Source organism: Micromonospora sp. NPDC049529, assembly GCF_055586685.1.
Window position 1 is genome coordinate 248,710 of the sequence record NZ_JBVJHT010000006.1, and the last position, 26,523, is coordinate 275,232.

At 73.6% G+C, this 26,523-nt stretch carries 16 protein-coding genes; 8 read left to right on the top strand and 8 right to left on the bottom strand.

The window, feature by feature from the left end; all coding sequences use genetic code 11:
- Positions 1 to 354: 354 nt before the first annotated feature.
- The 8 genes from ACZ6QQ_RS12620 to ACZ6QQ_RS12655 all read right to left on the bottom strand — a co-directional run bounded on the left by ACZ6QQ_RS12620 (position 355) and on the right by ACZ6QQ_RS12655 (position 8,391).
- The gene (locus ACZ6QQ_RS12620) at positions 355 to 957 is read right to left on the bottom strand and encodes a DinB family protein (protein ID WP_465876099.1); all 603 of its coding nucleotides are present in this window, start codon (positions 955 to 957) and stop codon (positions 355 to 357) included.
- Position 958: 1 nt separating this feature from the next.
- A complete protein-coding gene (locus ACZ6QQ_RS12625) occupies positions 959 to 2,215 on the bottom strand; it encodes a hypothetical protein (RefSeq protein ID WP_465876100.1) in 1,257 nt (418 codons plus the stop codon).
- A 52-nt stretch (positions 2,216 to 2,267) separates the two neighbouring features.
- A complete protein-coding gene (locus ACZ6QQ_RS12630; protein ID WP_465876101.1) occupies positions 2,268 to 2,855 on the bottom strand; it encodes an ATP-dependent Clp protease proteolytic subunit in 588 nt (195 codons plus the stop codon).
- Positions 2,773 to 3,489: a helix-turn-helix domain-containing protein gene (locus ACZ6QQ_RS12635; protein WP_465876102.1), complete on the bottom strand. Its 717-nt coding sequence runs from the start codon at positions 3,487 to 3,489 to the stop codon at positions 2,773 to 2,775. The genes ACZ6QQ_RS12630 and ACZ6QQ_RS12635 overlap by 83 nt, the downstream gene beginning before the upstream one ends.
- Positions 3,486 to 4,952, bottom strand: coding sequence for a phosphatase PAP2 family protein (locus tag ACZ6QQ_RS12640; RefSeq protein WP_465876103.1), 1,467 nt, complete (start codon positions 4,950 to 4,952; stop codon positions 3,486 to 3,488). The genes ACZ6QQ_RS12635 and ACZ6QQ_RS12640 overlap by 4 nt, the downstream gene beginning before the upstream one ends.
- A 78-nt stretch (positions 4,953 to 5,030) precedes the next feature.
- Positions 5,031 to 6,140, bottom strand: coding sequence for a YihY/virulence factor BrkB family protein (locus ACZ6QQ_RS12645; protein WP_465876104.1), 1,110 nt, complete (start codon positions 6,138 to 6,140; stop codon positions 5,031 to 5,033).
- Positions 6,133 to 7,125, bottom strand: a complete 993-nt coding sequence (locus tag ACZ6QQ_RS12650; protein ID WP_465876105.1) for a diacylglycerol/lipid kinase family protein — start codon at positions 7,123 to 7,125, stop codon at positions 6,133 to 6,135. Before ACZ6QQ_RS12650 ends, ACZ6QQ_RS12645 begins: the two co-directional genes overlap by 8 nt.
- 129 nt (positions 7,126 to 7,254) lie before the next feature.
- Positions 7,255 to 8,391 (bottom strand): S1 family peptidase, encoded by a 1,137-nt coding sequence (locus ACZ6QQ_RS12655; RefSeq protein WP_465876106.1) that lies wholly within the window; start codon positions 8,389 to 8,391, stop codon positions 7,255 to 7,257.
- Between the two features lie 385 nt (positions 8,392 to 8,776).
- Here ACZ6QQ_RS12655 and ACZ6QQ_RS12660 point away from each other — a divergent pair, with 385 nt between their 5' ends.
- The 8 genes from ACZ6QQ_RS12660 to ACZ6QQ_RS12695 all read left to right on the top strand — a co-directional run bounded on the left by ACZ6QQ_RS12660 (position 8,777) and on the right by ACZ6QQ_RS12695 (position 26,515).
- On the top strand, positions 8,777 to 9,616 hold the full coding sequence (locus tag ACZ6QQ_RS12660) for a universal stress protein (RefSeq protein WP_465876107.1): 840 nt from the start codon (positions 8,777 to 8,779) through the stop codon (positions 9,614 to 9,616).
- Positions 9,617 to 9,719: 103 nt separating this feature from the next.
- Entirely contained in the window at positions 9,720 to 12,101 is a 2,382-nt protein-coding gene (locus ACZ6QQ_RS12665; protein WP_465876108.1) for a phosphoketolase family protein, read from the top strand.
- Positions 12,102 to 12,275: 174 nt separating this feature from the next.
- On the top strand, positions 12,276 to 13,229 hold the full coding sequence (locus ACZ6QQ_RS12670) for a universal stress protein (protein WP_465876109.1): 954 nt from the start codon (positions 12,276 to 12,278) through the stop codon (positions 13,227 to 13,229).
- 252 nt (positions 13,230 to 13,481) lie between these two features.
- Positions 13,482 to 14,339, top strand: a complete 858-nt coding sequence (locus ACZ6QQ_RS12675) for a DUF4132 domain-containing protein (RefSeq protein ID WP_465876110.1) — start codon at positions 13,482 to 13,484, stop codon at positions 14,337 to 14,339.
- A gap of 14 nt (positions 14,340 to 14,353) precedes the next feature.
- A complete protein-coding gene (locus ACZ6QQ_RS12680; protein WP_465876111.1) occupies positions 14,354 to 19,366 on the top strand; it encodes a hypothetical protein in 5,013 nt (1,670 codons plus the stop codon).
- A gap of 116 nt (positions 19,367 to 19,482) precedes the next feature.
- Entirely contained in the window at positions 19,483 to 20,673 is a 1,191-nt protein-coding gene (locus tag ACZ6QQ_RS12685) for an ATP-binding protein (RefSeq protein WP_465876112.1), read from the top strand.
- Positions 20,670 to 24,572 (top strand): vWA domain-containing protein, encoded by a 3,903-nt coding sequence (locus ACZ6QQ_RS12690; protein ID WP_465876113.1) that lies wholly within the window; start codon positions 20,670 to 20,672, stop codon positions 24,570 to 24,572. Before ACZ6QQ_RS12685 ends, ACZ6QQ_RS12690 begins: the two co-directional genes overlap by 4 nt.
- Complete coding sequence (locus tag ACZ6QQ_RS12695) at positions 24,569 to 26,515, top strand: hypothetical protein (RefSeq protein ID WP_465876114.1); 1,947 nt, start codon at positions 24,569 to 24,571, stop codon at positions 26,513 to 26,515. The genes ACZ6QQ_RS12690 and ACZ6QQ_RS12695 overlap by 4 nt, the downstream gene beginning before the upstream one ends.
- Positions 26,516 to 26,523: the final 8 nt, after the last annotated feature.

Consider the following 26,523-nt stretch of genomic DNA (forward strand, 5'->3'; position numbering starts at 1 on the left):
TTTGGGGCGGAGGAGAAAAAGGACCAGAGAAGAGGGCGAATAGGGGCCCCACGCCGGGGCGTGGCGGTCCGCCTCGCGGTTTTCCCCCCCCCCCCCCCCCCCCCCCCCCCCCCACGCCATCATCCCCACCACAGGATGTCGCGTCAGCCGGATTCTTAACCGGTTAAGCCAGGTACACTACCCGCCGCACCACAACACAGTCAAGCTCATCACTGTCTCGCCCTCCCCCCACGCGCCACCCTTCTTTCCGTTGATCTAGGGCAAATGGTGGTTGATAGAGATCAACAAGCCACCATTTGCCCTAGATCAACGAGGAGTCCTGTCGCCGGGGCGGGGGTGGGCTCGGCGGGGGGGTCAGGGGGTCGCGGGGTCGGGGTGGGAGCGGTAGAGGTCCCGTAGCAGCGCGATCTCCGCCCCGTGGTGCAGCACCTCACGGTTGATGTGCAGCACGAGCGAGGCGAGCGGGTACTCGGCGAACGGACCCTCGGCCGGGCCGCACGGCCGGGCCAGACCGGCTTCGCCCAACCCGCGTACGCCCTCGGTCCAGCCGTCGTACGCCCGGTCGAGCTGGCCGAGCGCCTCGGCGGCCGTCCCCGCGTACGCGAACGTGTCGTGGTCCGTCGGCGGGCCGCCGAAGTGCGCCGCCGTACGGGCGCCGAGCACGCCCGCGATCACGTGCCCCAGCCGCCAGGCGATGGTGGTGACCGGCGCCGGGCTGGGCTCGGGGTAGGCGAAGTCGAGCAGATGGTCGCCGCTGCCGAACGCCCGCGCCGTACGGCTCTCGCCGCGTGGCCGCACACTCCAGCAGCCGGCGACCGGCTCCCAGAGGTATTCGGCGTCGCCGAGACCGTCGAGCCGGGGCCGGAGCTGGTTTCGCCAGTGCCAGTCGAGCTGGTCCAGCAGTTCGTGGTTCCAGTCGATGTCCATGGAGACGAGATTACGGACCAGGGCGGACATTTCAGATCCCATCGCGTCCTGCCGCGTCATGTTCTGCCCCGTCGCGTCCTCGGGCGTGGCGACGGAAGGCGAACGCGGCGAGGACCTGCCGGGTGGTCACCCGTACCGGGCGGACCACGTCGTCGCGCAGCCACCTACCCGCCGGGACCACACCACCCGACCAGAGCCGACCGACCGCGCGCCCGACCGGGACCACGGTGCGCCCCCACAACCAGCGCATTCCCCGCCCGATCGGACGCAGCAGGAAGCGGTGGACGAAGCGCACCAGGAGCGCGCACAGCCACCAGCCGAACCGCGCCCCCGCCCACAACAGCCGTCCGAGGTGGACCACGGCCCGTCCGAGCGGACGCGACAGGCGGACGAGTTGGTCGACCGCCCAGCGGACGCCGTGCCCGAGCGGGACCACCGTGTGCCGCCACAACCAACGCGCCACCAGCCCGATCGGACGCAGCAGGTACCGGTACCCGGCCCGTACCGTCAGCCCGAGCAGCCACCAGCCGAACCGGGCACCGTCCACCAGCAGCCGGCCGAGCCACAGCGCGGCCGACTGGAGCAGGCGCAGTACGACGACGAGTCGATCCAGCAGCCAGCCGGCGGCCACCGCGAGCATCCGTACGAACGCGCGCGCCGGAGGGGCGAGCAGCCCGTGCAGCCAGCTCAGCAGCGCCAGGACCAGGTAACGGACGACCCAGGCCAGTGGGTTCCAGAGCAGGTAGCGCCCCGCCCAGCGCAGCGGCCGCCAGACCAGGTGTCTGGCCGCCCAGCGCAGCGGCCGCCAGACGAGGTGACGGGCCAGCCAGTCCAGCCCACGGGCCACCCGGACCAGCGGCCACCAGACCAGATGTCGCGCCGCCCAGACCAGTGGCAGCCAGACCAAGTGACGCGCCGCCCAGACCAGTGGCAGCCAGACCAGATGACGCGCCGCCCAGACCAATGGCAGCCAGACCAAGTGACGCGCCGCCCAGACCAGTGGCAGCCAGACCAAGTGACGCGCCGCCCAGACCAGTGGCAGCCAGACCAGATGACGCGCCGCCCAGACCAGTGGGCGCCAGAGGAGCCGGTCGACGGTCCGGCACACGGGACGGAGCAGGTAGCGGAACAGGAACCGGCCGGTCAGCCGGGCGGCTTCCCAGAGCAGACCCAGTGGCACGATCACCAACGCGGCGAGCACCCGTACCGGTAGTTGGATCCACCGGGGCACGTCCGGTTCCAACGGGGGCGCCGATCGGGCCGCCGCGTCCGCCTCCGGGCTGGTCACCCGCTCGACAGTAGTGTCCGGTGGCGAGCGGGTGGTCCACCGACCGGTCCGGTCAGGCCGGCCTCGGGTCCGGGATCTGGCCGGCCCTGGCGATCACATGGTCGATCATGCCGTACGACTTCGCCTGCTCGGCGGTGAACCAACGGTCCCGGTCGGAGTCGGCGGTGATCTCCTCGACCGTACGTCCGGTGTGCCGGGCCAGCAGCTCGTGCGTGGTCCGCTTGACGTGCAGCATGTTCTCCGCCTGGATGGCGATGTCGGCGGCGGTGCCACCGACGCCGCCGGAGAGCTGGTGCATCAGCACCCGTGCGTGCGGCAGCGCGTAGCGCTTGCCGGCGGTGCCGGCACAGAGCAGGAACTGCGCCATCGAACCGGCGAGCCCCATGGCGATCGTGGCGACGTCGTTCGGGACGAACTGCATCGTGTCGTAGACCGCCATGCCGGCGCTGATCGAGCCGCCCGGCGAGTTGATGTAGAGCTTGATGTCCCGCGCCGGATCGGCGGCCGAGAGCAGCAGCATCTGTGCGCTGATCCGGTTCGCCGACGCGTCGTCGACCTCAGTGCCGAGGAAGATGATCCGTTCCTGGAGCAACCGGTCGTAGACCTGGTCGCCGAACGAGACCTGCTCCTCGGCGCGCATCCATACCCTCTGCCCGGTCATAGATCCCGCCTCCTGCCCGGCCGGCGGGCGAGGTGTTCGCCCGGATAACCGACTCGTGCAGCTTCCCGCCGGGGCGGGTGCGCGGGGAACGGTTTCTGCTGTCGGGAGATCTGCCCACAGCGCAAGTGATCTCCGGTGCCCGGCGCACCGACGACGCCGGCCCGGTGGGCAGCGCTCCGGCGCGGGGCGGGACGACCGGACGGGCGGGCTCGATCCGGGACAGGTCGTCGCGTACCTGTTCGAGCAGTTCGGTCAGGTGCAGTCCGAGCGCGCGGCAGATCGCGGCCAGCACCTCGGAGGAGGGTTCCTTGCGGCCCCGCTCGATCTCGGACAGGTAGGGCACCGAGACACCCGCCGTCCGGGCGACGTCGCGCAGCGTCCGCCCCTGCCGCAGTCGGACCCGGCGCAGCACCGAGCCGATCAACCGGCGCAGCAGCGGGGTCGGCGTGCCGCCGGCCGGCGCGCTTCCACTTGGTGCGCTGCCGATCGGTGCGCTGCCGATCGGTGCGCGCCCGATCGTGGCCGCGACGCGAGCGGCCGGGACCCGGACCACCGGGGGCGGGGCCGGGCTGGCGGCGGCGGACGGGACGGTCTGCTCCGGGCCGATCCTCATGCCGCCACTCTAGCCAGCAGGTCGGGTTCCGGGGCGCTCGGCCGGTTGCCCTGTTCGAGGTCGGCGTTGGGGCGTACGACGAGGTAGAGCAGGCCGACCCAGAGCACGGTGAGCAGGATGGCACCCGCGAAGTCGCTCGGGTGGTGCATGCCCCGGTACATCCGGGAGAGCGCCACCCCGAGCGGCATCACCACCGCGGCGACCACCGTCAGCCAGCGCCACCAGCGGTCGGTACGCGGCATCACCAGCACCGCGATCGCCACGTACAGGCACATGGTGGCGGCGATGTGGCCGGACGGGAACGACGCGGTCGGCATCTGGCCGTCCAGGTTCTCGACCGCCGGCCGGGGCCGGTCGACCGCTCGGGCGGTGGTGAGGAAGAGCGCCAGCTCGCCGAACATGGTCAGCACGATGAAGACCACCGGTCGCCAGCGGCGCCAGACGGCGAGCACCAACGGACAGAAGACCAGCGAGACGAGCAGGATCGCGTGCGTGTCCCCGACCTTGCTCCAGCCGTAACTGATCCGGTCGAGGGTGGCCGTCCGGTGCTCCTCGAACCAGCGCGGCACCTCGGTGTCGAGCGTCGCCACGAAGGTGCCGTCGGCGTAGTAGCTGACCAGCATGCCGAAGCCGTACAGGGCGGCGAAGACCAGCACCCAACCGGTCACCAGTTCGGCGGTGCCGGCCCAGGGGTGCGGCAGCATCCGTTCCTCTTCCGGCGCCGGCTCCAGGTCCCGCCGGGCCTCCGGCTCCAGCCCCTCGGTCAACGCCGGCACCCGGCGACCCCGCTCGCGCCGCCAGAGGCGGAAGGCGTACCCGGTGACGACCAGCCAGGCCAGCCCGAGCAGCCAGCCGCCGAGCACGTCGGAGACGAAGTGCACGCCGAGCGCGATCCGGGTCAGCCCGATCGCGAAGACCAGTACGGCGACGAACGCGATCGCCGGTCGCCGCCACCGGGGCCGGATCGCCGGCAGGAAGACCAGCAGCAGGGCCCCGTACGCGACCAGCGAGCCGAGCGCGTGCCCGCTGGGGAAGCTGTTGCCCACACCCGCCGCGACCGGTACGTCGACCACCGGACGCAGGCGCCCGACCAGTGCCTTCAGTGACGGGTCCAGGGCCAGCGCACCGGCACCGGTGACCAGCAGGTAGCCGGCCAACCGGCCCTGGCGACGGATCAGCAGCCCGACCACGGCAACCGTGACCAGCCAGATCATGATCGGCCGGCCGCCCAGGTCGGTGATCGCCCGCAGCACCGTGACCAGCGGGTCGTGGGCGGCGACCAGCCGGTTGAACCAGGCCGCCACCCCGCTGTCGATCCGGTGCAACGGTCCCCACTCGACCCGTACCAGGGTCAGCAGCAGGGCGAATCCCGCCCCGGTGCCGATGATGAAGACGAGACCGGCCAGGCTCCGTTCGGTGAACTGGCCGCCCGGCCGCCGCAGTATGTCCTTGACCGCGCTCACACCCGCACCTCCTCGATGCCTGGCGTGCCGGTACCCGATCAGGACTCGCCGTACACCCGGCGCGGGTGGGACACCGGGTCAGGGCGAGCGCGGCGCCCGTTCGGCCCGGTCGGTAGCCGCGTCGCGATCGGGGGCGGTGTCGCGATCGGGGGCGGTGTCCTGCTCGGACACGGCGTCGTGGTCGGGGGCCGCGTCGTGGTCGGGGGTACGGGCGACCGGCACGGTCGCGTCCGACCGGGGCCGCCAGCGGTCCGGCTCGGCCGGCTCCGGCACCCCGATCCGCAGCGCCTCCAGTTGGGCGCTGAAGGCCAGCCCGCCGAGGAGCGCGATCCCGGTGAGGTTGGCCCAGAGCAGCAGCGCCATCATGCCGGCGAGCGCGCCGTACGTCTCCCCGAAGCCCTCACTGAGCCGGATGTACGCGGCCAGCAGCACGCTCGCCAGCCACCACAGCGCGGTGGCGAGCGCCGCCCCGAACAGCAACCAGGACACGCTCGGTTGGCGGCGGCGCGGGGCGTACCGGAACAGCACCGCCACCGCGAGCACGGTCAGGCCGAGGCTCAACGGCCAGCGGAGCACGTTCCAGATCGTGTGCGCGACCCCGCCCCAGGCGTAGTAGCGCTGCACCGAGTCGCCGAGCGGTCCGCCGCCGACCAGGATGAGGAACCCGGACAGGGCCGGCACGCCGGCACCGACCGCCAGCACCACCGCGCGGGCGTACTTGCGCAGCGCGGGGCGGTCCCGCTCCACCCCGTAGATCCGGTTCGCACCTCGCTCGACCTGCGCCATCGTGCTGGTCAGTGCCACCAGGCCGGTGACCAGACCGAGGAGCAGGGCGAGTTCACCGGCCTCCTCGGTGCGTTCGGTGTCGACCAGCAGCTCCTCGACCATGGCGTCGCTCTGGCCGGGGGTCAACGCGACCACCGTGTCGGCGACCACCCGTCCGCCGTCCTCCACCCCGAGGTCGCTGATCAGACCGGTGAGCGCGATCAGGAACGGGACCACCGCCAGGCAGAGTTGCAGGGCGGTGGCCCGGGAGTGGCTGAAGCCGTCGCCGTACCGGAACCGGATGAACGCGTCGCGCAGCAGGTGCCAGCCGCCGTACCGGCGCAGGGTGTGCCAGGCGTCGTCGGCCGAGAGCTGGTCGTCGGCCATCAACCGGGTTTCGGGGACGATACGGGTGCTACTCACCGCGTACCCGCTCGATCCGGCGCTCCCCCCGCTGACTCACCGTCACGGCGTCCACGGACAGGTCCGGCGCGTCGGCCGGGCGCGGTACGCACAGCCACAGCGCCTGCGGCCGGATGTGCGCCCGCAGTGCCTTCTCGGGTGTGATCAGGTCCCCGTCGAGCTGCCGTGGCTGCCGGCGGTTGCTGGTGATCTGCACCCGGCGGCAGCGGAAGACCTCCATCCGGGGCACCCGCTCGCGCTTGGCCATCACCGCCCAGGCCAGTACGGCCCAGTGCCGGATCGTGCGCGGGGTGAGGATGGCGACGTCGAGGTAACCGTCGTCGGGTTCGGCGTCGGCGAGCAGGCGTACCCCGCCCTGGAGCCGCCCGACGTTGGCGACCAGGACGGTCCGGGCCCGGCGGCGGCGCGGCGGGTCGTCGTCGACCCGGATGACGACCCGCATCGGCCGGTCGCGCAGGTGTCGTACGGCCCCGACCAGGTACGCCGGCCAGCCGATCCGGGCCTTGGTGGTCTCGGAGGTGGCGGCGAGCATCTGGGCGTCGAAGCCCATTCCGGCCATCACGGTGAAGACCTGGTCGCCGACGACGCCGACGTCGAGCAGCCGGCGCCCCCGTTCGATCGCGATCTCGATCCCGCCGGCCACGTCGCCGGAGAGCCCGAGGTTGGCGGCGAGCAGGTTGCCGGTGCCCACCGGCAGCACCGCCATCGCGACGTCGGTGCCGACCAGCGCGTTCACGCAGGACAGGATGGTGCCGTCGCCGCCGCAGACGAAGACGACCTCGACTCCGGCGTCGATCGCCTGCTGGGTCTGTCCCCGGCCGGGGTCGTCGACGGTGGTCTCGTACCAGAGCGGTTCGGGCCAGCCGGCGTCGGCGAGGGCGCGGGTGACCGTGGTGCGCAACTGCCCGACGTCGACCTTGGTGGGGTTCACCACGACCGCGGAGCGTACGCCGCCGTCACTGCTGGTATCGCTTCGCTGGCTCACGCGCGTCAGTGTGCATGACGTCGCCGGAGCGGGCGACCCGGCGAGCCGTGACGTACCCCGCATCGATACGACGTTGCCGAACGGGCCGGCGTGGGTACGCCGGCCCGTTCGTGGTCCTGCCCGCGGGCGTTAGCCGAGGACCAGGCTGAGCCCGTACGCGGAGAGGATCTCCCGGACCGGCTGGAAGTAGGTCGTGCCGCCGGAGGAGCAGTTGCCCGAGCCGCCGGAGGTGACGCCCTGGGCCTGGTTGCCGCTGAGCCACGAGCCGCCCGAGTCACCCGGCTCGGCGCAGGCGTTGGTACGGGTCAGCCCGCCGACCGAACCCTGCGAGTAGCGCACGGTCTGGTTCTTGGCCTGGACGGTGCCGCAGCGCCACCCGGTGGTCGAGCCGGAGCGGCAGATGGAGGCGCCGACGGCGGACTCGGTCGAGCCGCCTACGGCCACCGTGGTGCTGCCGCTGTACCGGTTCACCACACCGCGCGGGACCCAGTTGGAGTTGGTGCGTACCCAGCCGTAGTCGTTGCCCGGGAAGGACGAGGCGGCGATGGTGCCCATGGCGACCCGGTTGGAGCCGGAGACGGCCTGCCCGGCGCTGCCGCAGTGCCCGGCGGTGACGAAGCCGCCGGCCACCGAGAAGCCGATCGAGCAGCGCCCGCTGCCGATGTAGTAGGCGTCGCCGCCGCGTACGTCGTAGTAGGTCTGCGGGACCTCGGCCGAGACGACGACCCGGACCGCGCCGGCCGGTGCGCCGGTGGTGGCGGCGAAGGACTCGGCGGCGGCCGTGTTGCCGGCGGTGGTCTGGACGACCACGGTGTTGCTGGTGACGTCGACGTACCAGCCGGTCACCGACTTCGGTGCGGCGGACCCCTTGGCGTCGAGGGTGTCCTTGATCGCGGTGAGGGACGCCTCGCTGCGGGCGACGACCTTCGGCTGTGCACCGGCGGCGCGTACCCGCTCGGCGGACGCGGCGTCGGTGACCGCGACGACGACCTGGCTGCCGTCGGCGAGCCAGGCGCCAGCGAAGCGGTTGCCGAGGGCGCCGCGCAGCGACTCCTCGGCCTTGGCGGCCCGTTCGTCAGCGGCGAGCCGCGCCTGCACCTGGCCGGCGGTGAGGCCGAGGTCGCGCTGCATCGCGTTGAGGATCTCCACGGAGACGGCGGGGGCCGTCTCGTTGGTGGGCTTGGCCGAGGCCGCCTGCGGGAGCGTGGCCAGCATGCCGGCCGCGAGCAGGATGGCCGCTGCGACAGACGAGGATCTGTGCTGCATTGACGGGTCCCTTCGATTGGGGTTGAGGAACGCCGCGTGCGCTCCGGCCGGATCCCGGTCCAGTGCGGCAGCGCCGTCAGTGCGCCTCACGCTAATCCCAATCGATTGATGCAGATACATATCCTCTATGTCATACCTTGCAGACAGCGGGCCGGCATCCGTCACACCGGAGCCGGGTCGCGCCCGTCCCGGCCGCACCGGAGCCGGCCCGCCCGGCGTACGTTCCGGCCGCCGCGCCGAGGGCGTGGATCACCCGGCGACGGTCCACGCACCCCGCCGAACCCGGTCCGCCGAACCGGACCCGCCACTACTGTCAGTACCGGAGACGAGCGCAATGTGCCAGCCCCGCGCCGGAGTGCCGGCAGCGGGCCCGGAGGTGACGACGATGAGCCTGCCCCCCAACGCACCGGTCGTGGTCGGGGTGGACAACTCGGCACAGAGCATGACCGCCGTCCGGCTGGCCGCCCACGAGGCGGCGGCACACCGCCGTACGTTACGGATAGTGCACGCCTTCAACTGGGTCGCCGACCCGGCGACGCCGCTGGGCGGAGAGCTGCGGGCACCCGCCGACCGACTCCTCGACGAGGCGGCCGGCACCGCCACCGAGGCCGAACCGGAACTACGACTGTCCTGCGCGCTGATCGAGGGACCGGCGCTCACCACCCTGCTGCGCGAGTCGGGCAGCGCCGCGATGCTGGTGCTCGGCGACGGTGGGCTCTCCGGCCAGACCGCCGTACCGATCGAGGCCCTGTCGGTGCAGGTCGCCGCCCGCGCCGGGTGCAGCGTGCTGGTCGTACGCGAGAACTCCCCGCCGCCGGGTCCGGTGCTGGTCGGCATCGACTGCGGAATCGGTACGGAAACCGCCCTCGGCTTCGCCTTCGACGCCGCGTCCTGGCGCGAGACCGAACTCGTCGCACTGCGGATCTGGGAGGCCGACGACCCGTCGGAGGAGCCGGACGCCTCGGTGGCCGAGGAACTCGACGCCGCGTTGGTGCCGTGGCGGCGCAAGTACCCGGACGTACGGGTCGTCCCCCGGGTCCGCAGCGGCGACTCGAAGCAGATCCTGATCGACCAGTCGCGCACGGCCGAGATCGTGGTGGTCAGCATGCGCGGGGAGCAGCCCTCGCGCAGCATGCTCGGCGCGCTCAGCCAGACCCTGCTCTACCACTCCCCCGCCCCGGTGGTCATCGTCCGGACCCCGCACGGGCTGTACGTCCAGGCCTGACGGGCGTACCGCCGCGCAGGGCGCGGGCCGGAACGTCCCCGCTCGGGGGGACAATCCGGCGATCCGCCTGCGGGCGCACCCGTCACCGGGCAGGCTCAGGTCGATGGACACCGCCCTGGACCCGCACGCCACGCTCACCGACGAGGAGCTGCGTCGGCTGAACGCGTACTGGCGGGCGGCGAACTACCTGACCGTGGGCCAGATCTACCTGATGGCAAACCCGCTGCTGCGCGAGCCGCTGACCCCGGACCAGATCAAACCCCGGCTGCTCGGCCACTGGGGCACCAGCCCCGGCCTGAACCTGATCTACGCACACCTGAACCGGACCATCGTCCGCCGCCGACTCCAGATGATCTACGTGACCGGACCCGGACACGGGGGCCCGGCGATCGTGGCCAACACCTGGCTGGAGGGAAGCTACAGCGAGCGTTACCCGTCGGTGGGCCGGGACGAGGCCGGGATGGAACGGCTGTTCCGGCAGTTTTCGTTCCCCGGCGGCATTCCCAGCCACGTCGCCGCCGAGGTGCCGGGCTCGATCCACGAGGGCGGCGAGCTCGGCTACTCGCTGATGCACGGCTACGGCGCCGCGTTCGACAACCCGGACCTGATAGTGGCGTGCGTCGTCGGCGACGGCGAGGCGGAGACCGGGCCGCTGGCCGGCAGCTGGCTGTCGAACGTCTTCCTGAACCCGGCCCGGGACGGGGCCGTACTGCCGATCCTGCACCTCAACGGCTACAAGATCGGCAACCCGTCGATCTTCGACCGGATCCCACAGCAGGACCTCCTCTCCGTGCTGCACGGTTACGGCTACCGGCCGTACGTGGTCGCCGGTGACGAACCGGACCGGGTGCACCGGGAACTCGCCGCCACCCTGGACCGGGCCCTCGACGAGATCGCCGCGATCCAGCGCCGGGCCAGGAGCACCGGCATGGTCGACCGCCCCCGCTGGCCGATGATCGTGCTCCGTACGCCGAAGGGGTGGACCGGGCCGCGCGAGGTCGACGGCCGCCGGGTCGAGGGGACCTTCCGCGCCCACCAGGTCCCGCTCGCCGGGGTACGGGACAACCCGGAGCACCTGGCCCAGTTGGAACGCTGGCTGCGCGGCTACCGCCCCGAGGAGCTGTTCGACGCCACCGGGTCACCCGTACCCGAGGTGTGCGAGCTGGTGCCCGACGGCGACCTGCGGATGAGCGCGAACCCGCGTACCAATGGCGGCCAGGTGTTGCGCGACCTGGTGCTGCCCGACTACCGCGAGTACGGCGTCGCGGTGCCGGAGCCCGGCGCCACCGTCGCCGGGGCGACCACCCCGACCGGCCGCTGGCTGCGCGACGTGATCGTGGCCAACCCGGACCGGTTCCGGCTCTTCGGCCCGGACGAGGTGGCCTCCAACAAGCTGGACGCGGTCTTCGAGGTGACCGACCGGGTCTTCGTCGCCGCCCGGCAGCCCGGCGACGACCACCTCTCCCCCGACGGCCGGGTGATGGAGGTGCTCTCCGAACACCTCTGCCAGGGCTGGCTGGAGGGTTACCTGCTGACCGGCCGGCACGGCGTCTTCACCAGCTACGAGGCGTTCATCCACATCGTCGACTCGATGGTCAACCAGCACGCCAAGTGGCTCAAGACGACCCGCGACATCGCCTGGCGGCAACCCCTGGCCTCGCTCAACTACCTGCTGTCGAGCCACGTCTGGCGGCAGGACCACAACGGCTTCTCGCACCAGGATCCGGGCTTCATCGACCACGTGGTGAACAAGAAGGCCGAGGTGGTCCGGGTCTACCTGCCGCCGGACGCGAACACCCTGCTCTGCACGATGGACCACTGCCTGCGCAGCCGCCACTACATCAACGTGGTGGTCGCCGGCAAACAGCCCGGTCCGAACTGGCTGGCGATGGACGAGGCGGTGCTGCACTGCCGACGCGGGCTCGGGATCTGGGGCTGGGCGAGCACCGACGACGGCGCCGAGCCGGACGTGGTGCTGGCCTGCGCCGGTGACGTACCGACCCTGGAGACGCTGGCCGCCGCCGACCTGCTCCGGCGGCACCTGCCCGACCTGCGGGTACGGGTGGTGAACGTGGTCGACCTGATGCGCCTTCAGTCCGAGGTCGCCCATCCGCACGGGCTGCCCGACGCGCAGTTCGACACGATCTTCACTCGGGACCGGCCGGTGATCTTCGCGTACCACGGGTATCCGGCACTGATCCACCGGTTGACGTACCGCCGGGCCAACCACGACAACCTGCACGTACGCGGCTATCAGGAGGAGGGGACCACCACCACGCCGTTCGACATGGTGATGCTCAACCAGCTCGACCGGTTCCACCTGGTCGTCGACGTGGTCGACCGGGTGCCCGGCCTGGCCGCCCGCGCCGCCCACCTGCGCCAGTCCATGATCGACGCCCGGCAGGAGTGCCGCGAGTACACCCGCCGGTACGGCGAGGACGCACCCCGCGTCGCGCAGTGGCGCTGGGTGGGCGACCGGGGCTGATTCCCGCCGGCCTTGGCCGAACCGGACCCGAGGCCCAACCGGACCGAAGGCCGAAGCTCACCGGAGGCCGGACTTAAGCGGAGGCCGAACTTCAGCGGAGGCCGAACTTCAGCGGAGGCCGAACTTCAGCGGAGGCCGAACTTCAGCGGAGGCCGAACTTCAGCGGAGGAGACGATGGGCGACAGGCCGATCCTGGTCGGCTACGACGGCTCCGAGCCGGCCCGGCTCGCGCTCGCCTGGGCACTGGACGAGGCGACCCGCTCCGGGGCGTCGGTCCGGTTGGCGTACGCCTTCGAGTGGATGACCGCCGGCAGTTGGATCGGGCCCGGCCCCGGACCGGGCACCTGGCCGGACGAGGTCACCCGACAGGCGGTCGGAGACATGGTCGCCGCCGCGGTCGACGAGGCCACCGACTCGCATCCGGGCCTGGACGTACGCGGTGAGGTGCTGGACAGCCCGGCCGCGATCGGGCTGCGGCAGCGGTCCGCCGACGCGGCGCTGGTGGTGCTGGGCAGCCGTGGGCACGGCGGGTTCAGCGGCCTGCTCGCCGGCTCGACCAGCATCTCGGTCAGCACCCACGCCCACTGCCCGGTGGTGGTGGTCCGTCCCCTGACCAACGGTCCTCCCGAGGCCGATGCCGGCGGTGGCAGTGCTGGTGCTGGTGGCGGTACCGGTGCTGGTGGCGGTGGCGACCGGACGCGGATCGTGGTCGGGGTGGACGGCTCGCCGTACGCCCGGGTCGCGCTGGCCTGGGCGGTGGAGCGGGCGTCGCGCCGGGACGTCGCGCTGCACGCGGTCCGGGTCCGGGCGGAGCCGAGGACGCCGTGGCGCCCGGCCGATTCGGGTCCGTCCGACCTCAGCCGGACCGAGCTGGCCGCACTGGACGAGGATCTGGCCGGCTGGCGGGACCGGTACCCGGACCTGCCGATTTCGGCGCAGGTGGTGCCCGGCCATCCGACCGCCGTGCTGGTCGGGGCGAGCCGGCAGGCCCAACTGGTGGTGGTCGGCAGCCGGGGTCGCGGCGGGTTCCGGGGGCTGCTGCTCGGATCGGTGAGCCAACAGCTGCTGCACCACGCCGCGTCCCCGGTCGCGGTCGTCCGCGAACTCCCACCGGACCCAGGCATTTAGTGACCTAGGTCACGTACCTTTCGCTCGCCGCGCCACCGCTCGGCCGTCCGGAGTGCCGCCGCACCAGCCGGACCTGCCGACTCCCGCAGCTCCGGGCCCTCTCGTCGCGCCGGAGTGGACCCGCTGCGTCAACCGCCGACTGTCGGCGGAATCCTGTCGTGTCGGTCACTACTGTTAGCGTCCTCTACATCGTCGGTCGTGGGCGATTTCTGAGTAAATCTGACTGATTCTCCACTACGGAGGGTATTCCTCATGGGCTGGCTATCGGTGGGAGACTCGTACGAGATCTCCCTTGTGGACGGAAGGGTGGCGGCCCGGTCCACCGGCCCGAGGGCCACCGGCCGTCCACTGAAAACCCTGCCGAAGGCGTTGCGCGACGACCCCGAGGTGGACCGGTTACGCCAGCTCGCCCAGTGGCTGGACCGGCACACCGCCGAATGCCTGGCCCGGATCGACGCCTGGGTGGTGTCCTCGCTGCCGGTGCCGACCGGGCTGCTGGCACGGGTCTGGCCGGACCCGGGCTGGCAGGGCGCCCTGCGCGACCTCGTGGTGATCGGCGACGACCCGGCCGAGCCGGGCTTCCTGCGGGACGTCACCGACACCGGTGACCTGCGTGTGGTGAACCTCGACGGGGAGACCGTCCGGCTCTCGCCCGCCAGCGCCACGCTGCCCCATCCGGTCCGCCTGCCGGATCTGACCGACCTGCGCGAGTTCGCCGACGAACTGGACATCACCCAGCGGATCGAGCAGCTGCACCGCAGCACGTGGAGCAAACCCGCCGGTCTGAAGGACCGCGACACCACGATCACCGACTTCCGCGGCACCAAGGTCCCCAACCGGCTGGCCGCCCGGGCCGCGACGCTCGGCTTCCGGGTCTCCGGCTCGCAGGTCACCTGCCGGGTCTGGGAGAACGGCCGCACGGTCGAGGCCGCCATCTGGTTCGAAGAGGACTACTGGGACTCCGAGGCGACCCTGGGCTCCCTGTCCTGGTCGGTGGTTGACGGACCGACGCTGCCGTTGACCGAGGTTGGGCCGATCGGGTGGTCGGAAGGAATGCGGATGGCGACGGCCCTGTCCGGCGCCGTAACCCAAACGGAGAAGAAGGCGTGACCGGGATGACGACCATGTCGGGCGAGCAAACCGCCGAGAGCATGCTGGCCGCCGGCGCGGTACTGCCGGCCGACACCGCCAGGGCCGGCGACCGGGCGGTGCCGCTCACCGCCCGCGCCTACCGGCATCCGGCCCTCGGTGACCGGCTGGTGGTCCGCGTGGTCGACGCCGTACTCGGGGAGGGCGAGGACATCGCCGTCGGGTTCCTTGGCCTGACCACGGCGGCCGATCCGGCCGTCGTCGGGCTGGGCCCGCGCCGCCCGCTGGCGTTCCCGGAGTGGGTGCTGGTCCACCACCCGGCCGACGGCCGGCACGCGTTGGCAGTGGTGCCGGAGTTGCAGAAGCTGGCCAAACAGGCGCGGTCGCGGCCGAAGGCCGCCCTGGACGGGCACCAGGCCGTCGCCGACCGGTTCGCCCGTACCCTGCCGCACTTCCTGCCGACCTTCTTCGAGCAGGCGGCCCGGGTGTTTCTCGCCGCCGGGCAGGACACCTACGCGACACAGTTGTTGAACAAGGCACGCAAGGCCGAGGCGCAGCACGGCCTGCCGGTCGACCTGGACCGGCTGGACGAGGTCTACGTGGAGTTCGCGTCGGCCAAGGTGGTGTCCGCGACCGGACTGGCCGGCTACGCGAAGGAACTCTCCGCCCAGTTGCCGGCCGACGAGGCGCTGGACCGGTTCTGCCGGCTGGCGCTGCGGGCCGCCGCTGCCGGCGTGGTTCCGTCCGTGCAGTCGGCCAACGCGGTGAAGCGGCTGGTCCGGGCCGCCGGCAAGGCCGGTGCCGTCGCCGATCGTGAGGCGGCCTACCTGACCGCACTGCTCCGGTTGCCGGTGGCCGCCGAGGCCCCGGCCGGCTGGTGGAAGGCACACCTGCCGGCGGTGAAGGCGCTGGCTCTGCGCGACCCCGCGATCCGGGGCAGCCTGCTCGACCTGATGCCCGCCGACCGGGACGACCTGGTCACCTGGCTGGAGCTGTTGACCGACACCGGTGCGCTCGCCGGACTGTCCGACCCGGACGTGCCGGCAACGGCCCGGCCGCAGGACGGCTCCGTCGGCTGGCTGCGCCGCTTCGTGGGCCGGGCCGGCTCCGGCCACCACCGCCGCCGGATGCCGGAGCTGTACCCACTGGTCGAGCGGATGGCCGACCGACTGCGCGCCGAACTGGCCGACAGCGGGGAGTCCCTCGTCGCCGACGGCGACCTGGACCTGTGCGACCTGCTGCTCGTCCTCGACGTGCCGGTGGCCGCACCGAAGGACGACCGGCTGGACCTGGCGCACTGGGTCAGCACCGACGGTGGGCGGGATCTGTTGGCCGTGGCCGGCGACGACCGGTTCGTCGGCGCGCTGCGCCGGGGCCTCGACCGGCTCGACGGCCAGCAGGACCCCCAGCGCCGGGTGGCCAGGACGCCGGGTCTCCGGCCGTTGCTGACCGACTGGCTGCGGACCCGGATCCGCGACCGGTTCACCACCGGGCTGCCGTACCTGCGGGAGTCGGTGGAGTGGCTGGGCAAGCTTCCGGTCGAGGCGGTGCGCCTGGTCTCCGGGGAGCTCGGCCTGTCCGGTGAACCAGGTAAGGGCGACGACCTCGGGCAGGCCCTCGGCGTCGACCTCGCCGAGCACGTGGCCCGCAGCCTGCGCGGCGGGATCGTCGAAGAGTTGGGCTGGCCGGAGTGGGAGCTGGCCTGGCAGGAGGTGACCGGCGGCGACCACCGGGTCGAGGTGACCCGGCACGAAGCCTGGCCGTACGTGATCCTGGCCGGGCCGACCACCGTACGCGTGCTCGGCGCGGAGGGCATCGTGCTCCGCCACGACCTGCGCATCCCGGCCGACGACATGTATGGCACGCCCGACTACCACTACGTCGACGGCCAGCTCCTGGTCTACTGGACCTCCCAGTCACACGGCTACGACCCGCGCGGCTACTGGCACTCCTCGCCCGACGAGCCACAGCCGGTCCAGGGCGGCGGGCGGCAGTCGCACGTGGTCACCCTGCCGCTGCCCGGTGGCGGGCGGACCACCGGCGCAGGCGTGCTGCACGTCGGTGACACCGTGGTCCCGGCGCAGCGGCCGGTCATCACCGACGGCACCTCCTACTGGGTCCGCGACCGCAGCTCGGACGACGGCGGCCACGGCTGGCGCGAGTACGACCCGGGCAGCAACACCCACGGCCGGCGCAGCCTGCCCCGGTTCCTGGCCGACCTCCCGGTCGACGGGGGCGACCTCCGGAAGTCGGACAGCTGGCTGCGGCCGGCCCTGTCCGACCGGGCCACCCCGGCTGCCGTACCGGTGAACGGTCTGCTCGGCTGGCGGGTGGTCACCCTGCCGGACGGCTCGGTACGCGGCGAGGACCTGGCCGGTCGTACCGTCACCGTGGCAGCGGGACAGGAGCCGGTCGCGGCACTGGTGCTGCCCGGCGACGACCGGCCTCGGGCCGTACTGAAGGGTTTCGTCCTGGTCGATCCGGACGGGGTGGTGTCGGCCGTGGCCGGGCCGCCATCGAGCCGGGCCTACACCTCCGACGCGGTTCGGCTGCCGGGACAGACGTTCCTCGGCAACATGCTGCCCCGGGACCCGGCCGGCTCCGCCACCCTGCGCCGGATGGACCGGGAGACCGCCGCCGCGCTGTTCAAGGTCGCCCTCGACGAACGCCGGGCCGCCCTGGCGGAGGCGGCCGCGCGGGCCGCGGCCCGATCGGCGACCCGCCCCGGACCGACCGGAGCCCCGCGCGCCACCATCGGCCGTCCGACCGCCGTCGCGGCATCCCTGGTCGGCGCGGCGGCCGGCGGTCCCGGACCGGCCACCGCCGATGGGGACGACCGGGACGCGCTGGTCGAGCTGGTCCGCTCGACGGTGCCGGCGGTCAGCCACGACGCGGTGCTGGCCGGGGTGGTCGGAGTGCTGCGGTTCGCCGCCCTGGTGCGCACCGACCTGGACGCGGTGCTGGAGCGGCTCACCACGTCGCTGGCCGCTCCGGCGGCGCCGCCGCCGGTGGCCACCGCGACCGGACCCACCGACGAACAGCTCGCGACGGCGCTCGACGGACTGCGTGGCTCGACCTACGGGGCGAGCAGCTCGACCCACGTCTTCACCCAGTTCCAGGCGCTCGCCACCCGGCGGGCCGCTACCACCGAGGGCGAACCCGCCGTACGGCTGCACCTCGACGGACCGTCGCTGCCGAAGGCCCTGGACTGGTCACCCCTGCTCGACAATGTCGCGGCCGTCGCCCACCGGGCCGTCGCGGCGGTCACCCCGGACGAACACCGGGAGACGCTGCGTGCCCTGCTCACCGAGATCGACCGGCTCGACCTGGGCGGGGCGGCCGAACCGCCTCGGTGGCGCCGGTTCACGCTGCACCTGCTCGACGGCGATGTGACCAAGCCCGACGGGACGCGCCGGTACCCCGGGCCGGGGATCCTGCCGGTGTCCGGCGGGGCGTTCATCGCCGTGCTCAACTCCAGCGGAACACCCACCGGCTATGCCCTCGGCGCGCTGTACCACGATCCGGCCGGTGTCTTCGCCGTGCCCGAGCCGTACACGGTGGTGTCCTCGGCGTCGCTCGGCGGCGGTCGGCCGGCCGGCTGGCTGGCCGGTTTCCTCGCCGAGTGGGCCGCGCGGGGGCCGCTACCCTGGCGGCCGGAGGCGGCCGAGTCGTTCGCCGAGCTGACCGGCGTCACCCCGACCGCCGCCAAGCTGGTGCTGGCCGGCATGCCGTACCTGGACTCGGCGCACGCCGTGCCGGTCGAGCTGCGCAAGGCGCTCGGGATCAAGCAGGTCGGCGAGGTCAAGCTGGCCTTCGGCATGCTGAACGAGGCCGGTCCGGAGCTCCGGCGGGCCGTGGTCTCGGCGCTGCTGCCGGAAGACCCGACCCGGTTGTGGACCGACGGTCCGGACGTCGCCACCGCCGCGGCGACCTGGACCGCCGCCCTGGGACGCCGGGTGGTGGTGCCCGAGCAACTGCTCGCCGAGGCGGTTCGCACGGTCCGTTGCGACTGGGGTCCCGCGAAGGCGTTGCCGGCGCTGCTCGACCCGGCCCACTCGGTCGAGCTGAGCACCGACCTGGTCTTCCACATCGACGGCGACCGGGCCAAGCAGGTCGACGGCCGGGCAGTGGGCTTCACCGGTGAGGTGCTGCGCTCCTCGGTCACCCTGGCCGCCTGGGTGGCCCACCACACGCCGGCCGGCGACCCGTGCCGGGCCGCGTTGCCGGCCGCGCTGGCCGCGATCCGGAACCGGCTGGCAAACCGCGACCTGCTGCTCGACCTCGACCAGTACATTTCCCTGCCCGAGTTCAGCCAGCTCGCGGGGACCCCGTCGGAGACCGGCCCCGGCTGGGAACGGTACGGCGCCGTCGTGCTGGCCACCTACGACAGCCAGCCGTCCCCGGCGCTGCGGCCGGATCTGCTCGACGCCGACGGGACGGACCCGTACCTGCCCGCGCTGCGGGGCGACGCGGCCAAGCCGTACCCGATGGAGGTTGCGCTGCGCCTGGTCCGCGATTCGCGGTTCGCGGCGCTGCTCGACGATCCGGGCGAGCCGGACGGCGGCGCGGCGGCGCAGGCCGGGACGTGGTGGCCGCAGGATCCGACCCGGTCCGTGCCCGACCTGGTCGCCGAGGTGGCCGGGGAACACCACCTGGGCTCCGACGCGGCGGCGGTGTACCTGATGCTGCTGGCCATGCCGGACCCGACCGACCGCAACACGGCGAGGTGGACCGGTTGGAAGCCGGCTCGGCTGAAGGCGGCTTGCGCCGAGCTGTCCGGCACCGACCTGGTCGTCGCGGCCAGCCGGGCCCGGGCCGGCCGGTCGCTGTTCCTGCCCGGTCCGTGGCTGGAGCGCCGCAGCGGGCAGGCGCCGATCGAGGGCTGGAAGGTGCCCCTGTTCGATCTCGCCCCCGACGGTACGGCCGGGCTCGGCGTGACCGTGCCGTTCGAACCGGTCGCCGAGCTCTACCGGCGGGCCTGGCAACGGGTCCGCGACGGCGACCGGCCTCGGTTCGACAATCTGCCCGTCGGCGGCACCCGCCGCTGACGCCGATCCCGCGCGGCGGTGCGTCCGCGACGACCGACCCGGCCGTCGCGGCACCGTCCCGCCGCCGCCCGTGCCCCAAATGTCCCATCCCAACCATAGAGAGATCGAGGAATCTCGTGACCGTGACGGAACACGTCCGCCCCACCGTGGAGCCGGAGACCGCCGCCCAGGTTCTCTCCGCCGAACAGCGGTACGCCGACGAGCTGGCCTTCCTGGCCGCGTACGACGCCGGGGCCCGGCCACCGGGCTGGGCACTGACCCCGCGTGCCGTGGTCACCTTCGTCCGGGGCAGCGACGGCGAGGCACTGAAGCTGCCCGCCGACCGGCGTACCGGGCCGGACGGCACCGAACTGCCGGCCAGCATGACCATTCCGGCGAAGTTCGTCGGCGAGCGGAGCCTGGTCGAACGGTGCGTGGTCACCCTCGCCGGTGAGCGGGGGCTGCTGCTCGTCGGCGAGCCCGGTACCGCCAAGTCGATGCTGTCCGAACTGCTCGCCGCCGCGATCTGCGGCACCAGCTCGCTGACCGTCCAGGGCACCGCCGGCACCACCGAGGACGCGTTCCGGTACGGCTGGAACTACGCCCTGCTGCTCGCCCAGGGCCCGACCCCGCAGGCGCTGGTCGACTCGCCGGTGCTGACCGGGATGCGTACCGGCCGGGTGGTTCGGATCGAGGAGGTCACCCGCTGCCTGCCCGAGGTCCAGGACGCGTTGGTGTCCATCCTGTCCGACCGGCGGATGAACGTGCCGGAGCTGGTCGGCACCGAGGGTGGGCTGATCCGCGCGGTGCCCGGGTTCGCCGTGATCGCCACCGCGAACCTGCGGGACCGGGGCGTGTCGGAGATGTCCTCGGCACTCAAGCGCCGGTTCAACTTCGAGACCATTCACCCGATCGCCGACGCGGAGACCGAGACCGACCTGGTCCGTCGGCAGGCCGTCGCCGCCGTGCAGCGCGCCGGCGCGGCGTACACGGTGGACGACGCGGTGCTGGAGGCGCTGGTCACCGTGTTCCGCGATCTGCGTTCGGGCCGGTCGGGCGAGAACTGGGACGTGGAACGGCCCGGCACGGTGATGTCGACCGCCGAGGCCGTGCAGGTGGCCGTGTCGCTCGGTCTGGCCGCCGCGTACCTGCCCGGCGGGGACGCGCTCGACCTCGTGCCGGGGCACCTGCTCGGCGTGGTGCGCAAGGACGACGAGAACGACCACGCCCGGCTGCTCGGCTACTGGGACGGCCCGGTACGTCGCCGCGCCGAGGACGGCTCGGCGATGTGGCGCCGGCTCTGGGACCTGCGGGAGAGCCTGCGGTGACGACCCTTTCCAGCACGTCGACCGGTGCGGCTGCCCCGGCCGTCGCACCGCCGAGCGTCGACCCGTCGCCGAACGACCCGCGAGCCGTGATCGACACGCTCGCCGGTTCGGTCCGGCCGTACCTGATCGGGGTGCGGCATCACAGCCCGGCCCTCGCGGCGATGGTTCCGGCACTGCTGGACGCCGCCGGGGCCGAGGTGGTCTGCATCGAACTGCCGGCCGACTTCCAGCGCTGGCTGCCGTACCTGTCCGACCCCGCCGCCCGGGCGCCGCTGGCACTGGTCGGCAGCCACGGCACGGACGGGCCGATGGGCTTCTACCCGTTCACGGACTTCTCGCCGGAACTGGCCGCGATCCGCTGGGCCCGGCAGCGCGGGGTCGAGGTGGTCTGCTGCGACCTGCCGCTGGCCGATCCGGGTTGGAGCGCCGACCCGGGTTGGAACGCGGACGCCACCGAACCGGCCACCGACGTCGACCCGACCACCGGCTCCGCGCCGAGCGGCGACTCCGACCCGACCGACGGCTCCGACCCGACCGCTGGCTCCGATCTGAGTGCCGGCTCCGGGCCGGGCGGCGGGGGCGAACCCGCCCCGGACGCCGGTGAGCCGGTGTCCGGCCCGCGCCGGTCCGGGTACGCCGCCGCGCTCAGCGCCAGCAGCACCGGCCGCGACGGCGACGACCTGTGGGACCGGGTGGTCGAGGTACGTGCCCCGGGCTGCTCGCCCGAGGCGGTCCGCCGGGCGGCACTCGGGGTCGGCTGGGCGATGCGTACCGACAGCGCGAACGGCGATGGCGTACCCGCCCGTGACCTGGCGCGCGAGCGGCACATGCGGCGCGTGCTGGCCGAGGCCGGCTCATCCGGTCGGCGGGTCGCCGCCGTCATCGGCGCGTTCCACGCCCCAGCCCTGCTCGCCGGAGCGTCGACCGACGCCGACGCCGACGGCAACGGCAACGGCCCGGCGCGGGCCACCGGCCCGGTCGACGGCGATCCGGAGTCGACCGCCGAGGTCGCCGCCGCGTCCACTCGGACTGTCGCCGCGTCCACCCTGACCGTTGCCGCCCCGTCCGCTCCGGTCCGGTCTGTCACGACCCGGTCTCGGCCGGCCACCACCGGCGAAGATACCGACCCGGCGGTCACCTCGTTGGTGCCGTACGCGTTCGACCTGCTCGACTCTCGTTCCGGCTACCCGGCCGGGATCCGCGACCCGCGCTGGCAGCAGTCCGTCTTCACCGCCACCGGCGATCCGGAACGGATCCGGGCCGCCGCCGCCCGGGCGGTCACCGACCTGTGCCGGGAACTCCGCTCGGCCGGCCACACCGCCGGTACCGGCGAGGCCAGCGAGACGGTACGGCTGGCCGAGGACCTGGCCCGGCTACGGGACCTGCCCGCCCCCGGCCGCGGCGAGATGCTGGAGGCGGTGACCACCGTGCTCGGCCAGGGTGAACTGCTCGGCCGAGGTCGAGCGCTGGCCACGGCACTGGAGACCGTGCTGGTCGGTGCCGAGCGGGGCCGCATCGCCCCCGGCACCCCCCGGTCCGGGCTCGGGCCTGCGGTCGAGGCGGAACTCACCGCGCTGCGGCTGCCCCATCCGGACAACCCGACGTCCCGCGAGTTCCGGTTGGACCCGCTGCGCACCGAGCTGGACGGGCGGCGGGAGATCCTGCTGCAACGCCTGCGGCTCTGCGGCGTCGGCTACGGCGAGCCGATCGCGGTGACCGGCACAGGCGACGGTGCCGCCCTGACCACCCGGTGGCAACTGGCCTGGACACCGTCCGTGGCGGCCCGACTGGACCTGGTCGGCGTACGCGGGGTGACCTCGGCGCTGGCTGCGGCCGGTACGCTGCGGGAGCGCTTCCGCCGGGAGGCCGCCGACGGTGGCCCCACCGCCGCGCAACTGCTCACCGGGCTACGCGACGCCGCCCGGTGCGACCTACCCGAGCTGGTCACCGACCGGCTCGAACTGGCCGCCGCCGTGCTGCCCGACACCGGCACGCTGCCCGAGTTGCTGGCCGCACTGGACCTGCTGGAGGCGCTGCGCCGGGAACACCTGCCCGGCACCACCCCCGCCGGCCGGGCCCGGGCGGCCGAGCTGGCGGTCGTACTGCTGGACGCGGCGGTCCGCGGACTGCCCGGCCTGGCCGGCAGCGATGCCACGGCCGATGCCGCCGCGCTGGTCGACCTCGCGGTCCGGGCCGGCGAGGATCGGATCGGCCTACGCCTGGACGAGGCCCTCGGTCACCTGGCCCGGACCGGTTCGTCGCTGATCCAGGGCGCCGCCCTGGCCGCCCGGGTGCTGCTCGACCTGACCGATCTGGAAACCCTGGGCACCCGGGTCGCCGGTTGGGTCGACGCGGCGACCGGACCGGATACCCGACGGCACCTGCGCGGGCTGCTGGGTGGTCTGCTCACCGCGGCGCACCCGCTGTTGCAGTCCGCCCCGGTCGCGCTGGACCCGCTGCTGGAGCGGATCGAACGGCTTGCCGACACCGAGTTCCTGGACCGGCTGCCGGCGCTGCGGGGCGGGTTCGACGTGCTCACCCCGGCAGCCCGGGACCGGCTGCTGCGCACCGTCTCCGATCGGCTGGCCGATCGGCTCGACCTGACCCTGCCCGCCTCGCCCGAACTGCTGGCCCGCTGGGCCGCCGCCGACCGGGCCGGCCGGGCCGCTCTGGTCGCCCGCAACATCCCGATCCCGGGTACGCCGACCGGCTCCGTCGATGCCCCCACCGGCACCGACGCCCCCGTCGGCGCCGACACCGGCACCGGGCCGGACCCGGACCCCGCCGGGCTCACCCCTGCGGACCGCTGGCGGCTGCTGCTCGGCCGCCAGTCCGACCGGTTGCCGGACGACGCCCGCCGCTACGCCCGCGCCCTCGACGAGCTGTACGGGGCCGGCCGGGGCGAGGGCGCCGTCGACCTCGGCCAGGCGGCCGGCGGTGGCCAGGAAGCCTCCTTCCCGACCGCCCGCGAATGGGCCGACGAACTTGAGGCGCTGTTCGGCACCCAGGTACGCGAGGAGGTGATCGCCCGGGCAGCCGAGAACGGCCGTACCGACGTGCTCACCGAGCTCGACCCGGCTGCGGTACGCCCCTCGATGGAGCTGCTGACCTCGGTCCTGTCGTTGGCCGGTGGCCTGCCCGAGGGGCACCTGGCCAAGCTGCGGCCACTGGTCCGGCGGCTGGTCGACGAGCTGACCAAGCAGTTGGCGACCCAGCTGCGTCCGGCGTTGACCGGGTTGACCAACCCCCGTCCGTCCCGCCGTCCCGGCGGCCGGATCAACCTCGCCCGGACCCTGCGGGCGAACCTGGCGCACACCCAGCGGCTCGGCGACGGCCGGACGGTGGTGGTGCCGGAACACCCGGTCTTCAACACCCGGGTCCGCAAGGAGGCCGACTGGCGGCTGGTGCTGGTGGTCGACGTGTCCGGCTCGATGGAGGCGTCCGTGGTGTGGTCGGCGTTGACCGCCGCCGTGCTGGCCGGGGTGCCCACCCTGTCCACCCACTTCCTCGCCTTCTCCACCTCGGTGGTCGACCTGACCGACCGGGTCGACGACCCGCTGTCGCTGCTGTTGGAGGTGCGCGTCGGCGGCGGTACGCACATCGCCGCCGGGCTGGCCGCGGCCCGCTCACTGGTGACCGTGCCGAGCCGCACCATCGTCGCGGTGGTCAGCGACTTCGAGGAGGGCTACCCGCTCGCCGGGTTGCTCGGCGAGGTTCGCGCGCTGGCCAGTTCCGGCGTGCACCTGCTCGGCTGCGCCGCGCTGAACGACAGGGGAGTGCCCTGCTACTCGGTACCGGTCGCCGGGCAGCTCGTCGCGGCCGGGATGCCGGTCGCCGCTCTCAGCCCGCTCGAACTCGCCCGCTGGGTGGGCGACCGCGTACGCGGAGGATCACGTTGACGCACCGCACCCCCACGCCCACCCCCGCAGACGTCGACCGGTTGCCGCCGGTGCTGCCGAGGGTCGCCGCCGCGGCGGTGGCGGCCCTGCCACCCCGGCTGCACCGGCGACTGGACGCCACCATCGAACGGCTCGCCAACGTACCGGCTGGCCGGGTCGACGGCGGTGTGTCGATCGACTGTGGCGCCGAGGCCCTGGTCACGCTGACACCCGGACCGACCGGCGCGGTCACCGACCCGATCCAGGCGCGGTGCAGCTGCCTGCTGGCACCCCGCTGCCTGCACCGGACCGCAGTCCTGGTCGCCTGCCCGGTGGCCGATCCGGCCGCCCACCCCGATCCGACGGCCCGCACCGCCGCACCGTCCACCCAGGGCGGCACCGCCACCGGGCGTGGCGGCAGGTCCGGGCGTACCGGAAAGTCGGCTGGCGCGGACGGCGAGCCGGCCGGCCGTACCAGCGGGGGCACGGCGCCGACGAAGGCGCAACGGGCCGCCGCCGGTGCGCTGTGGCGGGCCGCCGGCGCGGTGATCGCGGCCGGCGCGCCGGCTGTCGGCGCGGTGCCCCAGGCCGAGCTGCTGCGGGCCGCGCACAGTGCCCGGCTGGCCGGGCTACCGCGCGCCGAGAGCGCCGCCCTGCGCGCGGTACGTGGCCTGCGCGCCCACCGGGAGCGACAGGCCGGGCACCGGCTGGCCGAGCTGGTCGAGGTGCTGCACGACCTGCTGTACGTGGCCGGCCGGTTGGCCGCCGGTGACCCCGATCCGGCGCTGGTCGGCGTCCTGCGGCGGGCCTACCAGCCGGACGGCACGCTGGAGGTGTACGGCGTCTGCCGGGAACCGGTGATCAGCGCGACCGGGTACGCCGGTGTGGTCACCCACCTGATCGCGGCCGACGGGCGGCAGCTCTCCTTCGGCGACGTGAAGCCGGGTGGCCCGGACCGGGCACGGGACTGCGCCCGGGCGGTCACCGAGATGGGCGCGGTCGCGGTCAACCACGCGGTTCTGGCCCGTGGCGGCCTGCGGATCACCGGCTCCACCGTCTCCCCCGACGGCCGGCTCGGTGCCGGCAAGGGGGTCCGGGCCACCCCGTTGCAGGGCAGCGACTGGTCTGTCGGACCGTTGGCGGAGCTGTTCGCCCGCCCGCTCGCCGAGGTGGTGACCGCGCAACTCGCCGCCGACGACCCGGAGGATCCGGCCCGCGCCGGGACCGCGCTGGTCGGCTGTGACCTGATGGTGGTCGGTGCCGTCGGTGACCAGGTGCTGGCCCGGGAGCTGGCGCCCGGCACCCGAGCCGGGGCGGACCGTGAGCCGGTGCCGGACGGACCGGTGATCCGGCTGGTGCCGGTCAACCCCCACCCGGTGCTCGCCCACGTGTCCAACCTGCGACGGCTCGCCTCCCGGCCGGGCCTGCGGATCCGGGTGGTCGGCCGGCTGGACCCGGCCCGACCGAGCACGTTGCACCCGCTCGCGGTCGCTCCGGTGCCCGGTGCCGTCGCGACGTTGCGGCTGCCGCCGGACTGGCACGGCCGGGCGGACCTCGGCTACGACCAGATCCAGGGCGGCCACCTGCCGCCGCGCGACCTGGCCGCGATGACCGAACCGGTCCTCGCCGTCGGCGTCGACGCGGTGGCGGAGTCGCCGCTGTGGCGGGTCCGCCGGCTGGTGGAACTGGCCGTGTCCGGCGGTCGGCGTGCCGTCGGCGAGGCGGCCCGCAGCGAGGGTGCCGAGCTGGCCGGTCCGCTGCGCCGGGCCGGCTTCACCACCGCCGCGACGGTGGCCGCCGCGCTTGCCCACGAGTCCGACCGGCGTGGCCGGGACGTGTTCGGCCGGCTCGCCGATCCCGACCCGGACCGGTACGCCTGGGCCTGGCTCGCCGTGACCGCCCACCTCGCTGCCACCGAGCGGGAGTTGATCCGGTCCTCCTGGACCGTCCCACCTGTTGGCTGAGACCCCGA

Coding starts and splice junctions, on each gene's coding strand:
- ACZ6QQ_RS12620 (WP_465876099.1), bottom strand. CDS start 957: ATGTCCGCCCTGGTCCGTAATCTCGTCTCCATGGACATCGACTGGAAC.
- ACZ6QQ_RS12630 (WP_465876101.1), bottom strand. CDS start 2,855: ATGCGCGCCGAGGAGCAGGTCTCGTTCGGCGACCAGGTCTACGACCGG.
- ACZ6QQ_RS12635 (WP_465876102.1), bottom strand. CDS start 3,489: ATGAGGATCGGCCCGGAGCAGACCGTCCCGTCCGCCGCCGCCAGCCCG.
- ACZ6QQ_RS12655 (WP_465876106.1), bottom strand. CDS start 8,391: ATGCAGCACAGATCCTCGTCTGTCGCAGCGGCCATCCTGCTCGCGGCC.
- ACZ6QQ_RS12660 (WP_465876107.1), top strand. CDS start 8,777: ATGAGCCTGCCCCCCAACGCACCGGTCGTGGTCGGGGTGGACAACTCG.
- ACZ6QQ_RS12665 (WP_465876108.1), top strand. CDS start 9,720: ATGGACACCGCCCTGGACCCGCACGCCACGCTCACCGACGAGGAGCTG.
- ACZ6QQ_RS12670 (WP_465876109.1), top strand. CDS start 12,276: ATGGGCGACAGGCCGATCCTGGTCGGCTACGACGGCTCCGAGCCGGCC.
- ACZ6QQ_RS12675 (WP_465876110.1), top strand. CDS start 13,482: ATGGGCTGGCTATCGGTGGGAGACTCGTACGAGATCTCCCTTGTGGAC.
- ACZ6QQ_RS12680 (WP_465876111.1), top strand. CDS start 14,354: ATGTCGGGCGAGCAAACCGCCGAGAGCATGCTGGCCGCCGGCGCGGTA.